We start from the raw sequence: 17,430 nt of genomic DNA, 5'->3' as shown, positions 1-17,430 counted from the left end.
AGTTTAGCATTAAATTAATACAATCAGGGAGTATATTGTACTAATTTACTGCCTTGAAAATTCAACATTTACAGTGATGCCAATGCGCTGGATTGAGTATCATGTTCATGACTTAAACTTTGTTTTAAGGTACTTAATCGTCTTAATACACCAAGCATTAAAGAAAGTTGCTGTAAAACAATCAATGATTTATGTGAATCCTGATCATCTTTATTCAAACGTTCACGAATCGCGGACTCCAAATTTGTCAGATTTAGCTCAGGGAATTCATCTCGTAAAAAAGCACCTTGGATATCATTTAACGCTTGTTGAAGTAGTTCTAATGTTGACTGATCTTGAATTTTTTCACGGTGTGCACCTAGCGCAGCAATATAGCTGATAAATGTATGATTGAGACAGAGGAACTCAAATGCTAGAGATTTTTGCGTTGGATCAAAATCAGGTTCTGTTGCTAATGTCGATATGAGTGATGCGACATCCGCATCACGATTATGTGCAGTGCGGCGGACTACGCGGTAGTTCAAACTATTATTACGTCCATGATGGTACTGTTGTACGACTTCAGTAAGATACTGACATTGAGCTTCGAGTGAACGTCTGATTGAATGGGGGAGTCGTCTGAATTTCCAATCTGGAAAAATAAAGCTTACCCCAAACCATGCCAATGCACAGCCAATTAAAGTATCTAACATTCTAGGAAATGCTGCTTGGAAACCTAAACCGTCCAAATTGAAATTAATTAAGGCTAAGATCGTAATAAAGGCAGTGGCTTGCGCATATTGCTTACTGCGTAATTCAAAAAATAGGACACCACTCACAATTAATAATAAGAGTTGACCTTCAACAGAAGGAACGAAATACAGAATTGCAAAACCAAGAGTAATGCCACCGAGTGTTCCCATGATCCTGAGTCTGAGTCGACGTTTTGTGGCGTTGAAGTTTGGTTGACTAACAAATAGGGCTGTTAACAGTACCCAATAACCGTATTCGATATTGGTGACTTGAACAAATACATATCCGATGAAAAGTACGATGGAAACACGAATTGCATGTCGAAAGAGAACGGATTCAGGGGTTAAATTTTGTTTGATACGAGAAACGATATCTTCCCAACCTTTCAGATCGTCATCTTTAAGTTGGTTTTCTAAATGTTTAGTGCGGTCAAATTTAATATGCCGTTCAGTTTCAAGATTTCGTAATTGAGCATCGATGGCTTTTAAGTTCTGGAGTAAGGCAAAAAGAGCATTAACCCAGATAAGATCATGTTTTTGTTCATCACGGATTTTTTCTAATGACTTTCTGAGATTACTAAATGCATGTTCAAAACGAGGATTATGCTGGTAAGTTGTGCGATTTAAGATGCTTTCACTTAAATCTTTACATGCTTTTGCTTGCAGTGTCAAAATGCGTTGGAAGCGAAATAAAATATCACTATGTTCAAAGGCTTTGGTTAATTGTTGATAATCAATATGCGCAGAGTCAGCGCGCTCGTGAATATCCTGTGCAATAAAATAATATTGTAAGCTGCGACGGGTATCACTTTGACCACGGTCTCCTTTTAGTCGGGTAAGGAGTGTGGTTTTCATATCATTGAAGATACCTACTAATTTCCCATTTTCCAGCGACAAGCTGATCATACTTTTTTGGTAGCTATAGCCTGTCATATCCACATCAAAGAGATTGGATTTAGCAAAAAGGAAATCACCGAGTGAAGAATAGCTTTTCGAGAGTTGATCTTGAACTTGTCGAGCTGGAAAAAGCAAGAAACTAAGCGTAGACAAGATCCCATACCAAATGGCACCAATCACCAAAAGACTGGGTTGCATGTACCATTCGTCAAAAATATCAACACCTAGCATGGCATAGACAGAAATCACTAAGCAACCATATGAGATGGTGGCATAACGTCTGCCTAATGAGCCTAGTAAAATGAGACCAATACAAGAGATGATCAGGCCTGAAGCAAAAAGCACAGGATATGGGAATAACAGTTGAACAGAAGCTGCCGCAATAAAGAAACCAATATAGGTATAAATCAGATTCATGATACGTACTGAGAAGCGATCATCGATGTCGCTCAGCCCAGCAGCAACAACCCCTAATGTTAATGGAATTGTCATCAATTGCTGATCTAACAGATAGGGAATAAACGCGGTACCTGCGAAAGCGACGATCATCCGCAGGTTATACATAAATGAAGTATTATAGGTCGCTTTTTTAAGCTGAATCAGCCATTTGTTCAAACCAGAATCCTTTATGAATAGAGGATAGGGGGAGATGAATATAAGTTGAATATTCATCTAATTTAAATAGGGATTATATGCTTGAAATTAACTGTTTGTCTTTATAAAACCACCCTAACTGAATGAGCGTTTTGATCCTTAAAAAATCAGTCTTCCAAGAAAACAGCAAACTCTTCAACTGGAACTCGAGGTGTTCTGAAAGTATTCACAAGCGCATCAGGGTCGGCATAGCCTAAAGCCATCCCACAAACGAGTTCTTCGTTGGCAGGAGCATCCAGAACATCAGTGACGATTTGATGAAAATGATTCCATGCCGCTTGAGGGCATGTATCTAAACCACGTGCTTTTGCTGCTAGCATAACATTTTGAATCATCATGGAAATATCCATTTTAGAGCCAATGCCCATGGCTTTATCCACGGTAAAGAAAATGCCAACAGGTGCATCAAATAATTGATAGTTTCTAAGATGTTGTGCAGCCATCTTATCCTTTTCACCTTTTTGAATGCCCAGCAACCCATAAAGTCCCCAACCATTTTCACGACGACGATCGATATACGGGGAAATCCATGTTTCTGGATAATAAGCAAAAGTCTCGTTGTATTGTTGAGCAAGTTCAGGGTTTTGATAAAGTTGCATTTGTGCATGACAAACTTGATCAATTAAACGTTGACGACGTGCGCCTGTCACCACATAGACTTTCCAGGGTTGAGTATTTGTGCCAGAAGGTGCTCTTGATGCGACTTCTAAGATTTCTTGGATAAGTTTTGTGTCTACGGGGTGATCTAAAAAGGCACGTATAGATTGGCGGCCAGTGATCACTTCATCAACGGCTTGAGTATGTTCTGTGGACATTGCAACTCCTATTTGAATAATTTTGGATGATCCATGATGTCTCTACGACTAAGGTATAATTTTGAATATGCTTTTAAATAAAGATTTTATAAATTATACAGATATAAACTTTTTTCAATTCATCATCAGAAATTGTGATTGAGAAAATTGGTTTTGACAATAAAAAACATTTAATTATGAAACATAAGTTGCTAGATTAAGTTACAACGAATACACATTATGTTACGTATTTATTTTAATCAATTCATCAAATTTAAAAAAAAGCAGTTTAGTGCATCGTTGATTATTTTAAATTAATCAAACGTTGTGATTGGGATTCAGCAGGTTGACCAAGCATATATGCACGGATGCAAGATGAAATAATTGGAGATTTTTAATGAGTCAATCAAAACATCAAACATTTTTAAAGAAAAGTTTAGCAATCGCAGTTGCAACTTTTGCAGTTTCTACTGCACAAGCAGCGACTGAAAAAGATGAAATTCAAAAATTACGCCAAGAAGTTGAAGCGTTAAAAGCTTTAATTCAACAGCAACATCAAGTACAACAACAGCAGCAAGTACAATTGGCTGAAGTTAAAGCTCAACCAGTAGCAGCAGCGCCTACAAACTTGAAAACTAAAGCAGGTGCTGAAGTGAATCTATATGGTTTTGTACGTGGGGATGCGAACTATATCATTGAAGGTGCTGACAATGACTTTAATGCTGTAAACAGCGTTGGAACGAGTAATAATCCGTTAGTTGAAGATAAATTACGTGCAACTGCAAAAACAACACGTCTTGGTTTAGATTTCAAATCTAAAGTAGAAGGGGCAGACGTTGGTGGTAAAGTAGAAGTGGACTTTGCAGGCTCAAATGAAGCATTACGTATTCGTCATGCGTATTTAACACTAAATAATTGGTTATTCGGTCAAACTACTTCAAACTTCTTGTCAAATCATGCCCCAGAAATGATCGATTTTGGTACCAACATTGGTGGCGGAACAAACCGTTTACCGCAAGTGCGTTGGTCTCACAAATTAGCGCCAACAACTCAATTATTTATTTCAGCTGAAGAGGGTAATTCTACTGGAGATGGTATTAAATACCGTCTTCCAACTTTAACTGCAAAAGTCACGCAAGCTTATGCAGAGGGTAAAGGTAATGCTTCAGCTCGTGCCTTAATCGAAAATTATAAATCTGATACCGCTGGTGATGATAAGACTGGTTTTGGTGTAGCGATCGGTACAAATTACCAAATTAGCGAACCACTCAAAGTATCTGCTGACGTGTCTTATGTAAAAGGAAACAGCAACTATTTATATGGCTCAAATAGTGCTTATGTTGTCGATGCAAATAACAATATTGAACAAAATGAGTTTATTGCAACCCAACTTGGTGCTACATATAAGTTCTCACCTCAGTTACGCTCAACACTGGCTTATGGCGCACACTATGCTGATGACAGCACGGGATATGCTAAAGCGAACCCAAGTGCAAATGAAACTGTTCAACAAGCATGGATTAACTTTATCTATACACCTGTGAAACCTGTTGATTTAGGTGTTGAATATATCAATGGTAAGCGTGAGACTTTCGCAGGTCAAAGCTATAATGATGACCGTGTAGGCCTAATGGCGAAATACAGCTTCTAAGCATGATCTATAAAAAAACCGAGCATAGTCTCGGTTTTTTTATTCACTTGTCATTCATCAGTTCAGACTAAAGAATGTCTGAATCTTGCTGATTGAATAAACAAAAGTAATGCGAAATATAAAAAAAAGTGCATAATGTTCGGCTTAAACAGTGAGCAGTCCTGATCATCAGGAATTTCTTAATCATTTTAAGTTCACTAAAACATATTTAAGTGTTTGTTTGAGCCATAAATCAATTGTATCTAGCAAAACGCATGTCTAAGAATAGAGTGCGTTTTGTGCTACTGATTTATTTTGAAAAGTGTATGTTTTTTATTAACAAGATTGAATCCAATGAAATCGAGGAATTAATATATTGTTACTCAATTAAAAATTTTATCTATTCTTTTAGATAATCAATATTGAATAAGGATATGTTTATTTTTGGATGTGAGATTCGAAATAAATCTTATTGATTAAAAAACAAGCATAATATGAATTAACAGTCATCTGTATTTGCTGAGAATTAATGATGGAATTTACTTTTAACGCTTTTTACACGTTAATTGCTGCAGTAATAGTTTTATTGCTTGGCCGTTTTCTTGTCAACAAAATCGACTTCTTAAAAAAATATAATATCCCAGAGCCTGTAGCTGGTGGTTTGGTTGCTGCCATAGTTTCGTTAATTGTTCACAATTTGTGGGGTTACAGCATTACCACGAGTAGTGAATTGCAAACCAGTTTCATGTTGGTGTTTTTTGCCTCGATTGGTTTGAGTGCAAACTTCGCCAAACTCAAAGAAGGTGGTATGGGACTGGTGATCTTCCTGATCTGTGTCGCATCATTTATTATCGTACAAAACTTTGTCGGTATGAGCCTTGCAACGTTACTTGGTATTGATCCACTTATTGGTTTAATTGCAGGTTCTATTACCTTAACGGGTGGTCATGGTACTGCTGGTGCATGGGGTGAGATTTTAGAAGTCGAGCATGGTATTCAAGGTGCTTTAGCACTGGGTATGGCAAGTGCGACATTTGGTTTGATTATTGGTGGTTTGATTGGTGGTCCATTAGCGAAATTATTGATTAATAAGCACCAGCTTTCATCACCAGTGACGAATTCGGTTGAAAAAGATACACGTGATGCGAATGCAATTGCAAATCCGAATGATCAAGGCGAGTTTGTGCCTTTTGAAAACCGTAATCAAGTTCGTTTAATCACTGCGGACAATGCGATTACCACATTAGGGTTATTTGCTGCGTGTTTGGCATTTGCTGAATTTATGACAGGTTATAGTAAAGGTACTTGGTTTGAGCTTCCAACTTTCGTTTGGGCATTAGGTGGTGGTGTTATCCTGCGTAACATCCTCGAAGGTCTCATGAAAGTGGAAATCTTCGATCGTGCAATTGATGTATTTGGTAATGCCTCTTTATCGTTATACCTAGCAATGGCACTTCTTTCACTTAAGTTGTGGCAATTGGCTGATCTTGCAGGCCCATTGGTTGTAATCTTAACAGCTCAAACCTTAACTATGGCTTTGTACGCAGCATTTATCACTTTCCGTGTGATGGGTAAAAACTACGATGCAGCAGTTCTTGCAGCAGGTCACTGTGGTTTCGGTATGGGAGCAACACCAACAGCTGTTGCAAACATGCAGGCGATTACAAATATGTATGGTCCTTCACATAAAGCATTCCTCATTGTACCTTTATGTGGCGCATTTTTTGTTGACTTAATTAATGCAACTGTAATTCAGATGATTTTAAAATTCTTTGCTTAACATAAAATCTTCTTAATAAAATGTCATGTACAAAAAGCCCCGCATCTGGGGCTTTTTGTCATAAAAAATTCATACAGACGACTTGTCAATGATATGCTTTCATTCAGTTTTGATTTTTAATTTCTGATGCAATGAAGAAGTTTGTACTCCTGATTTCCCTCTTACCTTTGATTGGCTTACAAGCCTGTCAACAGGTTGTAGCCAAAGCTCAGCTTTCAAAATCTGTGTCTACACCTTTGGTGGATGCTTCATCTCATATCATTAAAAATAAGCATAAGAAAACTGATGCTCCAAGTATTGCATTGGTGCTTGGGAGTGGGGGAGCGCGAGGCTATGCGCATATTGGTGTCATTGAAGTTTTAGAGCAACGTGGAATCAAGCCTGATTTTATTGTTGGTACCAGCGCAGGGAGTATAGTCGGGTCAATATATGCCAGTGGAAAATCAGCAAAATCGTTACGTGAAGTTGCATTAAATATGCAAGTCAATGATGTACGTGATTTTAACATTGGTATTCAAGGATTTTTTGATGGCGCTAAGGTTGAGAACTATGTCAATAAACAAGTGGACTTTATGCCCTTAGAACAGCTTCCTATTCCAATGTATGTGGTGGCAACAGAGTTAAAAAATGGAAATTTAACAGTATTTAACTATGGTAATACTGGGCAAGCAGTGAGAGCTTCTATCTCTATTCCAAGTATGTTTATTCCCGTAAAAATTGCTGATAAGGATTATGTTGATGGCGGTTTAGTGAGTCCTGTACCAGTCAATGTGGCGAGAGAATTAGGGGCAGATATTGTCATTGCTGTTGATATTTTGGCCCAGCCAGAGCACACGGAAACCTCGAATGTGTGGGGGATGTTTAATCAAAATATAAATATTATGCAAAATAAGATCGCGTATAACGAGCTAAAAAATGCAGATATTGTGATACAGCCAGATCTAAGAGAAAAAGCACATATCTTTGATGTTAAGGGTCGTGAAAATACGATTCAAGCAGGTATGACTGCAGCATTGAACAAAGTTAGTTTATTAGATCAGATACGTCATCGGACGATAGGACAATATGATGCTCATCAGTATCCTGCCCATGATGATAGTAAAAGAGCTGTTTGTTTAAATTGCTAAATTGAATCAGATCTTAATTGTCTCATAAAATATATATAAAAAATAAGTAAAATCATTGTTATAAATTGAATGATTGTTATATTGGGGTCATAAAAATGAGGGTTAGTACTTTATCTAACCCTTAAAAAGATGAAATATAAATTAAGGTGTAGTGTGTCAGTTTTTCAAGTTGGTCAAATTGTTTATTTAGCGTCAAATTCAGATATTACATTCGAAATAATACGAATTAACTATGATGAAACCTATGAAATCCAAGTCAAGAATCAAGCATCGTTAAAGTTAAAATACGATAATATTTCTGCTGAGATGCTTCGTTTAGTCAAAGATGAATAAATTTTAAGCAAATTTATCATAGTTTCTGAGAGTGAATGATTTCCTCTGATACTTTTAAGCTATCAAGTCTTGAAATTATTGGAGTTTGTTTCTGATTTAAACATTTTATAATCAAGAAAAAAGTTATAATAGTGTATTAAATCTCCTGTCATGATTGAGTTCTAATATTTATGTCCGAATTTAACCAAGCGTTACCGCTTGCAGATGATCAGTCTGAATTAACGATGTCTGTATTAATGACGCCGGATATGGCGAATTTCTCAGGTAATGTACATGGTGGAACAATTTTAAAGCTGCTTGACCAAGTTGCTTATGCGTGTGCAAGTCGATATTCAGGTTCTTATGTGGTAACTTTATCTGTTGATAAAGTGAACTTTAAAGAACCAATCCACGTGGGTGAGTTGGTGACTTTTTTAGCCAGTGTGAATCATGTGGGGCGTACCTCAATGGAAATTGGGATCCGCGTTGAAGCACAAAATATTCAAAAACGTACGGTACGACATACCAATAGTTGTTATTTCACAATGGTCGCTGTGGATGAACATGGGAAACCAAAACAAATTCCACCGCTAAACCTAGATAATGACTGGAAACGCTGTCGTTTTGAAGCTGCTGAGCATCGTAAAATTGCTCGTTTGAATGAAAATCATCATCCTTCTTGCAGCATATATAAGAAATCGGTTTAAGAAAAAAGACTTCACCATGTGAAGTCTTTTTTTATGGATTTTGTAGCTTGGCGAGGGTATGTCCATCGACAATCATGTACCAATTCCCTTGTGCATCCTTGTAGGGGTGACGAGTGACAATAAATTTCGTGTTGATAGGACCTAAACCTGTTTCAAATCCAGTATCTGAAAACTGTTTAATTGGAGCTGAAACGGCGGTTTTTTTACTGAGCTGATTGTTACTATATTCTATACGACCATTAGCAGTAATATTCAATTGAACACGACTGTCCGCGCTAATCCAATGTCCTACATAATCCAGTTTATCCTCTGGTAAAGGTTTGGAACATGCAACCAGCCATAGGCTGAGTATAGCTATCCCAAGAAATTTCTTCATTTTCATGTCACGTGCTTAGAATTAAATTGGCTTTTTGGTTAAAATATGTGATTTATTTGTCATTTATATCGTTTTATAATAATTATGTATATGTGTTTATCGTAATTTATAGAGAATTATTCAAAAAAAAACAGGCATAAAAAGTAGAGCTGTAGCAAAGCTCTACTTTTAATCAGATCAAGCCATCGGGGGAAGACTTGGTCTAAAATTCAGTCAATTTATTTTTGATTAATTACTGAGCAGGTTGAGCTACAGGAGCTTCAGTACCTTCTTCAGCTGCAACCTCTGTACCCGGTTGAGCAGCTGTTGGTTGACCAGCAGCAGTAGTTTCAGCATTCACTGGTTGTTCTTGAGAAGAAATCAACACTTCCTGTTTTTTTTCATCTTTTGCTTCTGTTGCAGCAAATGTTGAGAAAGCTGTGAAGGCAAGTGTAGTTGCTAATAAAGTTTTAACTAAATTCATGAGTGGCATCCTTATTCAATAAAATAAATTAGAATTTAATCTCATAAGCTTTCCGAGGAGAGAAGCGAATATGAAATTAAATCTAGATCATCGCGTAAAATGTTAAAAGCTGAATCGCATCTAATACGGTTAGCGAGTCAACGAAATTCATCCTAAGTCCAGAAGCTCAATTGGGCAATCAATGCAACAAAGTGAAACACGATAGTTAACGCACGACTAACAAACCAAGGTGTAATGTAGTTTTTTTGTCTCAATGAGAGTCAATATGCCGCATAAAGTTGTCAAAAAATATGTCATGGTGAAGAAAAAAACAGCAATTTTTTTACTTAGTTTTACATTTGAAAAGGTTCGATTATAAAATCAAAATTGAAGTTTTGAATTAAATTCAGAGTAATGATCTGTGAAATAGATTTACATATTTTCAATTTTGATTCAACAGTTCACTTATCCTATTTAATTCCAATCATTTAGTCTTTTGAATTCATGCATTCATATAAATTATGAGGAAAATTATCCTAGACTTGTTTTTTAGATAAATTCCGACAAGAATCCGTACACCTCTTCAAATTCAGAGATCCATTTTGAAAGTACTTGCAACTCAGTCAGTGCCTACACATATCATTACAGGTTTTTTAGGTGCAGGGAAAACCACGCTTTTACAACAACTTCTCAAATTTAAACCTAAAAATGAGCGATGGGCTGTATTGATGAATGAGTTTGGTCAAATTGGCGTTGATCAACAGTTATTGCCAAATAATGATGGCTATGAAATCAAAGAGCTATTGGGTGGATGTCTGTGTTGTACAAGTCAATTGCCAATGCAAATTGCATTGTCTCGGTTATTACAAGAATCTCACCCAGATCGGCTATTTATAGAGCCGACAGGGTTGGGTCATCCTGCACAGTTGGTTGAACAACTGACTGAACCACATTGGCAACATCTAGTTGCGATGCGTTCTGTAGTGACCGTGATTGATGGATCTCGTTTACATGACTCTGATTGGATGAGGCAGAGTTTATATCAAGATCAGTTAAAAGCGGCTCAAGTTGTGGTTGTGTCTCATGCTTCGGACATGAATGACATGGATCGAAAAGAATTGGCTGATTTAAAACAACAATATTTAGCTTATATTCCACATTGGCTTGAAGCTGATCAAGGCAATATTCGCTTAGAACAAATTGATTATCCTTATGTGGGAATTCAGCGTTCAATGCAACCCTTATTCAAGGTTCAGCGACAGTTCAAAGCTGATGTGGAAATGCCTGCTGTAAAGCAACTTCCATATCATTACGTCGAACAGGCTCAAGGGTATATTGTGGCAGGATGGAAGCTTCCAAAACGTTGGCAGTTTGATTTTTATGAATTATTAGACATCCTTTGTGAGCTAAAACACTGGGTACGTATTAAAGGCATCTTCAATACCAACCAAGGTTGGATGACATTCAATTTTAATCCTGATCAATTCAATTACAAATCAGGCGAAGAGAATATTGATAATCGGATTGAAGTGATAACCCAGCAGAATCAAGATTGGGAGCATTTAGAGCAATCAATTCTTAAGGCGCGAATCGATGATCAATAAAATCGTTAGATCATTCAACTCAGAATACAGACGGATTGAAAAGCATTTTCTCAATGCACGCTGAATCGGGTATGCTTAGCACCAAATTTGAGGATACCCCTTATGGCGTTAAAAGCGACGATTTATAAAGCAGATTTAAACATAGCCAATATGGATGTTCATCAATATGGCGACTATCAGTTAACGATGGCTCTACATCCGTCGGAAACGATTGAACGTTTGATGGTTCGAGTATTGGCATATGCTCGTTTTGCAGATGAGCATTTAGAATTTACTAAAGATTTATTTGAAACTGATGAGCCAGCACTTTGGCAGAAAGATTTAACAGGTCAGTTAGAAAAATGGATTGAAGTGGGTAGTCCAGACGAAGATAAAGTAAAAAAAGCGAGTGCGCGTTGTAAGGAAGTTGCGGTGGTCACTTATGGATCATCAGTGGATGAATGGTATAAGCGCAACAGTAAATTGAAAACATTGAAAAATGTGCAAATCTGGCAACTCAGTGAAAAAACAACGGCACAAATCCAAGCATTGTGCGAACGTACAATGCAACTGCAATTGAATGTGATGGATGGCGAGTGGACATTGATTTCAGATCAAGGTCAAGCTGAGATTGAGTGGACTCAATTACAGTAAGCCACTAAGATTTTAAAGATTAAATTTGGAGTAAGCACATGACGGCTGAATTAGAAATTATTGACTTGGTGGTAGGTGAAGGTAAAGAGGCTGTAAAAGGTGCTTTAATTACCACTCATTATACTGGTTGGTTGGAAGATGGTACGAAGTTTGATTCATCATTAGACCGTGGTAATTACTTTGAGACTGTGATTGGTACAGGTCGTGTCATTAAAGGTTGGGATCAAGGTATTATTGGAATGAAAGTTGGGGGTAAGCGTAAACTAATTGTGCCTGCACATTTGGCTTATGGTGAGCGTAAAATGGGGAATATTATCCCAGCCAATTCTAATCTAATCTTTGAAATTGAATTGTACGATGTAAAAACTCGTGATTAATTAAAGTCGATGAAAAGCCCTGCATTGCGGGGCTTTTTTATGTTACAACAATCCTGAGCGTGCAATAGATATAACAAAAAATTTCTAAAAAACGCACCGACTCAGCAGAATTAGGATTACTATTCAGAAAATTCATTCAAACAAAATTAGGGATATAAGCGCTGAATGTTTAAGTCATTTTTTCCGAACCCAAAGTGGTTTTTTCTCTCTGTCATCTTATGGTTTTTTATTAATCTCGCTTTATGGTTTTTTGCGGATGGAAAACAATGGGGCGAATATTTAGGTTTTCCTCAAGGTTATGCAGAGGCTGAACTTGCGATTAATATCAGTCGTTTTTGGTCACCGCAATTTTTGTGGTTCTATCTATGGTTCTTGGTGGCGACCGCCTTATTTGCACTGTTTTGGAAAATAAAATCAGACAATCCGTGGCAGCGTTGGTCAGTATGGGGATCTGCATTTATCCTTTTTAATATTTGGTTAACAGTACAAGTCAGCGTTGCTGTGAATGCATGGTATGTACCATTTTGGGATTCTATTCAACAGATTTTAAATTCTGGTGGTGGTGAGGTGGATAAACTCTATGCGGAATCATGGACCTTTATCAGCTTGGCCAGTATTTCAGTGACATCAGGCGTCATCAGCGCTTTCTTTACCAGTCACTATATTTTTAGATGGCGTACAGCAATGAACGAATACTATGTTCAGCATTGGGAGAAATTGCGTCATATCGAAGGTGCTTCGCAACGTGTACAGGAAGACACCATGCGTTTTGCAACGATCGTTGAGGATTTAGGGGTTGAGTTAGTCCGTGCAGTACTGATGTTAATTGCCTTTCTTCCTTTATTATTTGCTTTGTCTGCGAAAGTGCCTGTTTTACCGTTTATTGGTGAGTTGCAATATTCTTTAGTATGGGCTGCGATTGGATGGGCGGTATTTGGTACTGTCTTATTGATGGTGGTGGGTATGAAACTGCCAGGATTAGAATTTAATAATCAAAAAGTGGAAGCGGCATATCGTAAAGAGTTGGTATACGGCGAAGACCATGAAAATCGTGCGCAACCTGCAACCTTAAAACAACTTTTTAAGAATATTCGTGCTAACTATTTTAAATTGTATTTCCATTATGCCTATTTCAACTTGTTTGCACGTTGGTATGGACAACTGGACAATCTCTATATGTTATTTGTGTTGTTCCCCGCGATTGCAGCAGGCCTGTTGACACTGGGATTGATCCAACAAATTATGGGTGTATTCAATCGTGTTCGTGAGTCATTCCAATACTTGGTGAGTTCGTGGAAAACGATTATTGAACTACTTTCTATCCGTAAACGTCTAAAAGCATTTGAATCTATTTTGGATAAGTAGTGTCCATCATGGATTTAAATTATTAAAAAAAGGCTCGTATAGACGAGCCTTTTTTATGTCTGAGTGGGAACTTAGAGCGTGCTGAAAATATTTTTTAGAATCTTACAAAACCACTTACGTGCGTCTAAGTCATCCTTATGGTTATACCAGTTAACACTGACATTGAATGGACGAACCTCAAAAGGGAGTTCAAAAATTTGGATATCCGTATGCTGCTGATAAACCTTCGCGGCTCTCGAAGGCAAAGTAACCAGAAGTTCTGAGTGTTTCACCACGTTCTGCAAAACACTGAAATGTGGGACTTCAAGCATGATCTGACGAGAATGACCGAGTTCTTTTAAACGCTGATCAATTTCAATATGACCAGTACTCGATTTGATCGCAACATGTTTTTCCGATAAATACGCTTCCATGCTGAGCTTCTGCTGTATGCGCGGATGCTCTTTTTTAGCGATACAGACATAACGTTCCTCAAACAAATTTCGAGATTCAATTTTGGGCATAATGGTGTGACTGCTATTAAAAACGGCCACATCCAAAAAGCCTTCAACCAGCCATTCCTCTACTTTTTCAGAGTGAATTTCCTCAATTTCAAGTTTGATATTGGGAGCATGTTGTTCTAAATATTCAATCAGCGAGGGAAGTAAACAAATTTCTCCTAAATCAGAAATGCCTAAACGAAATACTTTTGAAGAGGTTAGCGGGTCGAAATGCTTGGCAGAATCAATCGCCATATCAATTTTAACAATCGCTTCGTAGAAACTTGGATAAAGACTTTGTGCAAGCTTTGTGGGTTTAACACCAAACTTGTTACGTACAAAAAGCTGATCATTCAGCATTTTCCGCAGTCGATTTAAATTATAGGTGACAGAAGGTTGGCTGAGATTCAAGCGCTCTGCGGCGTGACTGATATTTTGAGTTTGATAAATAATAATAAAAACTTTAATCAGACTTAAATCGATCAACTTTACATTCCTTGTAAATATTTAGAGACAGTCGCTATATCGAATAACCACTGTAACAAAAAAAGAGAGAGTTAACTCTCTCTTTTATTTTTAATGACTTACATGTTGTTGATGAATCATCTACTCATAAGCCACGTTTTTAACGCCGTTTGCTGCGCCTGCAATTTTTTTATTGCGCAGATGGATCGCAGTCACACTGATCACTGCAATCATACAAGGGATAGATAAGGCAATGAAATTATATTGCACTGGCAAATTAAGGCTAAGTAACCATCCACATAAGATTGGACCCAAAATTGCGCCTAAACGACCTACGCCAAGTGCCATACCTAGACCTGTCGCACGTATGTTAGATGAATAATATTGTGACATATAAGCCAACAATAAAATTTGTCCGCCAATCGATGCTGCACCTGCGACTGCTACACAGAAGTAAAGCACCATGGTTGGTAAGTTATAGCTTAACAAGAATAGGGAAATTGCGCCGCTCACAAACAAGGTGCAAAGAACTTTAGGTAAACTGAATTTATCAGCAAAAAAACCACCAAAAATTGCACCCAGCATACCACCAATATTGAGCGCAAATAGGAACACTAAACTGGTTGAGAGGTTGTAGCCAGCTTCCATCATCAGTTTAGGTAACCAGTTACCAAGCGCGTATACCAATACCAATGCCATAAAGACACTTGCCCAGAATAGAACAGTGGTTACTCCACGACTTTCAGTAAATAAGTCTTTCACTGGTGATTTAGACGATTCTTGGTTTTCTTGATGCAGACTAATGCGCATATAAGCAGGAATTCTTAGATTTGTGTCAATTTGTTCTAAGATGTGAGCAGCTTCTTTATGCTTATTTTGACGAACCAAGTAATCGATGGATTCAGGCAATAACTTCCAAATGATTGGCAATAGAATGAGTGGAATACCTGCAATCATAAACATGATTTTCCAGCCAAATTGCGGTACTAGCCACATGCCTAAAATGGCAGAGCACATTCCGCCTACAGCGTAACCACTAAACATCAATGACACTAAGGTGGAGCGTAAACGTTTAGGCGCATACTCCGTCATTAGTGTAATAACGTTCGGCATCACGCCACCAAGACCTAAGCCAGCAATAAAGCGATAGATCCCGAACTCTTGAGGATTGCTCGCTAGGCCACACATCACGGTAAAACCACTAAAAATGACAATACAAACTGCAATCAGTTTCTTACGGCTAAAGCCATATTTTTCAAGTTTGTCACTCATACTGCCAAAAATGATGGCTCCAAACATCATGCCAAAGAGGGCAAGACTTCCTAAGAAGCCCGCCGTCATTGGATCGATTGCCCATTCTTGCATGAGTTTAGGCAATGCCACACCGTAGATGACTAAGTCATAGCCATCAAAAATAATAATCAATGCGCTGAGTAAGATGACTCGCCAGTGAATGGCTTTGAGTTTGGCATGATCAATAATTTCATTTGCATTTAACGTATTCATGGAGACCTCCCTGGTCAATGAATCGGTTGATAACAGTCCTGTTAATGTTTTTGCTTATTTATATGGCTTCAGCCACGAGATGTTTCTCTATTGCTTGGCCTAAGCGTTGTTGTGCGAGTACAACGTCTTTTTCTAAATCGTGTTGCCATAACCAATCAAAACGGTGTGCCAAATGTTGACCTACACTGTCAAAGTCTGGATATAGGGGGGAATATAATTCGTAAATCTCACCAGATTCGCGTGACGTGTTTTGTACACGGATGGCACGCTCTTTGCGCAGTTGCTCATAGACATGAGAGAGTTGTGCAAGGTCTTCAGAGCAGATTTGCGCTGAGTGATGTTCCAGATGTTTGAATAATGCAGAAAGAATTAAAGCATCTTCAAGACCTTGACCAGCACCAGCTCCTTGGTGTGGCAACATCGCATGTGCTGCATCACCAATCAAAATGACATTGTGTTCGCTGTTTTGATAGGTCTTAAGTGGCTCAATCTCATGAAGGGCCCAGATGGTAGGTTTTTCAATTAAGTTCAGTAATGCGCGACAGCTCTCACTCCAATCCGCAAAATCAGCCAGCATTTCAGTTTTGGTTGTTGGTCGTGTCCAAGGAGTCCCTTCTGGCAGAGTTGTATTCTTGCGATCTGATTTAAAGGCAACAATATTGATTTCTTCACCTTTACGAATAGGGAAAGTTAAGATGTGTTTGTCTTTACCCAATAACATTTGTGGGACATCTGCAAGTTCAGGATCGTGTCCAAGTTCTGCAATAACCTGTTTAAAATCTAAATACTTGATAATGCCGCGATAAGCCCATGTTCCTGAAAACTGAGGATCGACTTTTGGAAGTTGATGCGATGCCAATACATGATCACGCACAACAGAATGGATACCATCACAACCAATCACGTAATCTGCTTCAACCACTTCACCATCTTGAAAGGTTAAACGTACTCCAGCGCTCGAAGCTTCAACAGATTGCACACGTTTATTGAAATGTGCATTTTGTGAAGGAACGAATGGAATAAGTGCATCTAAAAAATCAGCACGATGCACTGAAGATTGACCGACTTGAGGTGCGATCGAAGCCGATAGGTATTCATCGGTATAGCCATTACGCCATTGGAACCAAATATCTTGATAAGGCGCAGCAACTGTATCCGCAATGGCGTGATATTCTTCACCCAAGCCTAGAAGTTCAATTGCTTTAACAGCATTGGCACCAAATGAAATGCCTGCGCCAATTTCAGAAAATTGTGCTGCTGACTCATATAAATGCACATCAAATTTTTTATTTTTTACTAAGTTGGTCATTAAAGCTAATCCAGCAATACCACCACCAATGAGCGCAATCTTAATTCTTCTTTCCATGATTCAATTCCGAGTTTTTTGCCCTGAATAAGATCATTACTGATTTTTAACTACTTATCCAATTTATATATTTTGGTGAAAACTATTTAAAAAATTGATAGTTTGAAATTCACGTCTATTTCCACTGGTTTTGAAGCTTTATTGTCAATATATGATCATTCATGTGCATGATTTAGCAAATTTAC

16 protein-coding genes are annotated in these 17,430 nt (G+C 37.9%); 9 read left to right on the top strand and 7 right to left on the bottom strand.

Annotated features, from left to right (window positions below; genetic code table 11):
- Positions 1-68: 68 nt before the first annotated feature.
- The gene (gene yccS, locus AC1M9M_RS10700; RefSeq protein WP_481596315.1) at positions 69-2,243 is read right to left on the bottom strand and encodes a YccS family putative transporter; all 2,175 of its coding nucleotides are present in this window, start codon (positions 2,241-2,243) and stop codon (positions 69-71) included.
- A gap of 146 nt (positions 2,244-2,389) precedes the next feature.
- Entirely contained in the window at positions 2,390-3,097 is a 708-nt protein-coding gene (locus AC1M9M_RS10695) for a nitroreductase (RefSeq protein ID WP_481596314.1), read from the bottom strand.
- 376 nt (positions 3,098-3,473) lie between these two features.
- Between AC1M9M_RS10695 and AC1M9M_RS10690 the strand changes: the two genes are divergently transcribed.
- The 5 genes from AC1M9M_RS10690 to AC1M9M_RS10670 all read left to right on the top strand — a co-directional run bounded on the left by AC1M9M_RS10690 (position 3,474) and on the right by AC1M9M_RS10670 (position 8,632).
- The gene (locus tag AC1M9M_RS10690; RefSeq protein ID WP_092766984.1) at positions 3,474-4,727 is read left to right on the top strand and encodes a DcaP family trimeric outer membrane transporter; all 1,254 of its coding nucleotides are present in this window, start codon (positions 3,474-3,476) and stop codon (positions 4,725-4,727) included.
- 511 nt (positions 4,728-5,238) lie between these two features.
- The gene (gene gltS, locus AC1M9M_RS10685; protein WP_481596313.1) at positions 5,239-6,486 is read left to right on the top strand and encodes a sodium/glutamate symporter; all 1,248 of its coding nucleotides are present in this window, start codon (positions 5,239-5,241) and stop codon (positions 6,484-6,486) included.
- A 131-nt stretch (positions 6,487-6,617) separates the two neighbouring features.
- A complete protein-coding gene (locus tag AC1M9M_RS10680; RefSeq protein WP_481596312.1) occupies positions 6,618-7,613 on the top strand; it encodes a patatin-like phospholipase family protein in 996 nt (331 codons plus the stop codon).
- A 153-nt stretch (positions 7,614-7,766) separates the two neighbouring features.
- Entirely contained in the window at positions 7,767-7,946 is a 180-nt protein-coding gene (locus tag AC1M9M_RS10675) for a hypothetical protein (protein ID WP_035268348.1), read from the top strand.
- A gap of 170 nt (positions 7,947-8,116) precedes the next feature.
- Entirely contained in the window at positions 8,117-8,632 is a 516-nt protein-coding gene (locus AC1M9M_RS10670; RefSeq protein WP_035268353.1) for an acyl-CoA thioesterase, read from the top strand.
- Between the two features lie 31 nt (positions 8,633-8,663).
- Here the strand turns inward: AC1M9M_RS10670 and AC1M9M_RS10665 are convergent, their stop codons facing one another.
- On the bottom strand, positions 8,664-9,014 hold the full coding sequence (locus AC1M9M_RS10665; protein ID WP_228143104.1) for a hypothetical protein: 351 nt from the start codon (positions 9,012-9,014) through the stop codon (positions 8,664-8,666).
- 226 nt (positions 9,015-9,240) lie between these two features.
- Positions 9,241-9,471, bottom strand: a complete 231-nt coding sequence (locus AC1M9M_RS10660; RefSeq protein ID WP_035268355.1) for a hypothetical protein — start codon at positions 9,469-9,471, stop codon at positions 9,241-9,243.
- A 581-nt stretch (positions 9,472-10,052) separates the two neighbouring features.
- On the opposite strand from AC1M9M_RS10660, the gene AC1M9M_RS10655 reads away from it, so the two are divergent.
- The 4 genes from AC1M9M_RS10655 to sbmA all read left to right on the top strand — a co-directional run bounded on the left by AC1M9M_RS10655 (position 10,053) and on the right by sbmA (position 13,429).
- Positions 10,053-11,054 carry a CobW family GTP-binding protein gene (locus tag AC1M9M_RS10655; protein ID WP_481596311.1) on the top strand — a complete coding sequence of 334 codons (1,002 nt, stop codon included), beginning with the start codon at positions 10,053-10,055 and terminating at the stop codon, positions 11,052-11,054.
- A gap of 102 nt (positions 11,055-11,156) precedes the next feature.
- Positions 11,157-11,687, top strand: coding sequence for a YaeQ family protein (locus AC1M9M_RS10650; RefSeq protein ID WP_035268360.1), 531 nt, complete (start codon positions 11,157-11,159; stop codon positions 11,685-11,687).
- A gap of 38 nt (positions 11,688-11,725) precedes the next feature.
- A complete protein-coding gene (locus AC1M9M_RS10645) occupies positions 11,726-12,064 on the top strand; it encodes an FKBP-type peptidyl-prolyl cis-trans isomerase (RefSeq protein WP_035268363.1) in 339 nt (112 codons plus the stop codon).
- A gap of 165 nt (positions 12,065-12,229) precedes the next feature.
- Positions 12,230-13,429 carry a peptide antibiotic transporter SbmA gene (gene sbmA / locus AC1M9M_RS10640; RefSeq protein WP_481596310.1) on the top strand — a complete coding sequence of 400 codons (1,200 nt, stop codon included), beginning with the start codon at positions 12,230-12,232 and terminating at the stop codon, positions 13,427-13,429.
- A 71-nt stretch (positions 13,430-13,500) separates the two neighbouring features.
- Here sbmA and AC1M9M_RS10635 read toward each other — a convergent pair whose 3' ends face one another.
- From AC1M9M_RS10635 to salA, 3 genes are all read right to left on the bottom strand, one after another.
- On the bottom strand, positions 13,501-14,391 hold the full coding sequence (locus AC1M9M_RS10635; RefSeq protein ID WP_481596349.1) for a LysR family transcriptional regulator: 891 nt from the start codon (positions 14,389-14,391) through the stop codon (positions 13,501-13,503).
- A gap of 123 nt (positions 14,392-14,514) precedes the next feature.
- A complete protein-coding gene (locus AC1M9M_RS10630; RefSeq protein ID WP_481596309.1) occupies positions 14,515-15,879 on the bottom strand; it encodes an aromatic acid/H+ symport family MFS transporter in 1,365 nt (454 codons plus the stop codon).
- Between the two features lie 58 nt (positions 15,880-15,937).
- On the bottom strand, positions 15,938-17,245 hold the full coding sequence (gene salA, locus AC1M9M_RS10625; protein WP_481596308.1) for a salicylate 1-monooxygenase: 1,308 nt from the start codon (positions 17,243-17,245) through the stop codon (positions 15,938-15,940).
- Positions 17,246-17,430: the final 185 nt, after the last annotated feature.

It is taken from the genome of Acinetobacter sp. ANC_7503 (assembly GCF_056780035.1).
Note: the sequence above shows the minus strand (reverse complement) of the source record. Positions and strands in the feature narration are given on the sequence as shown.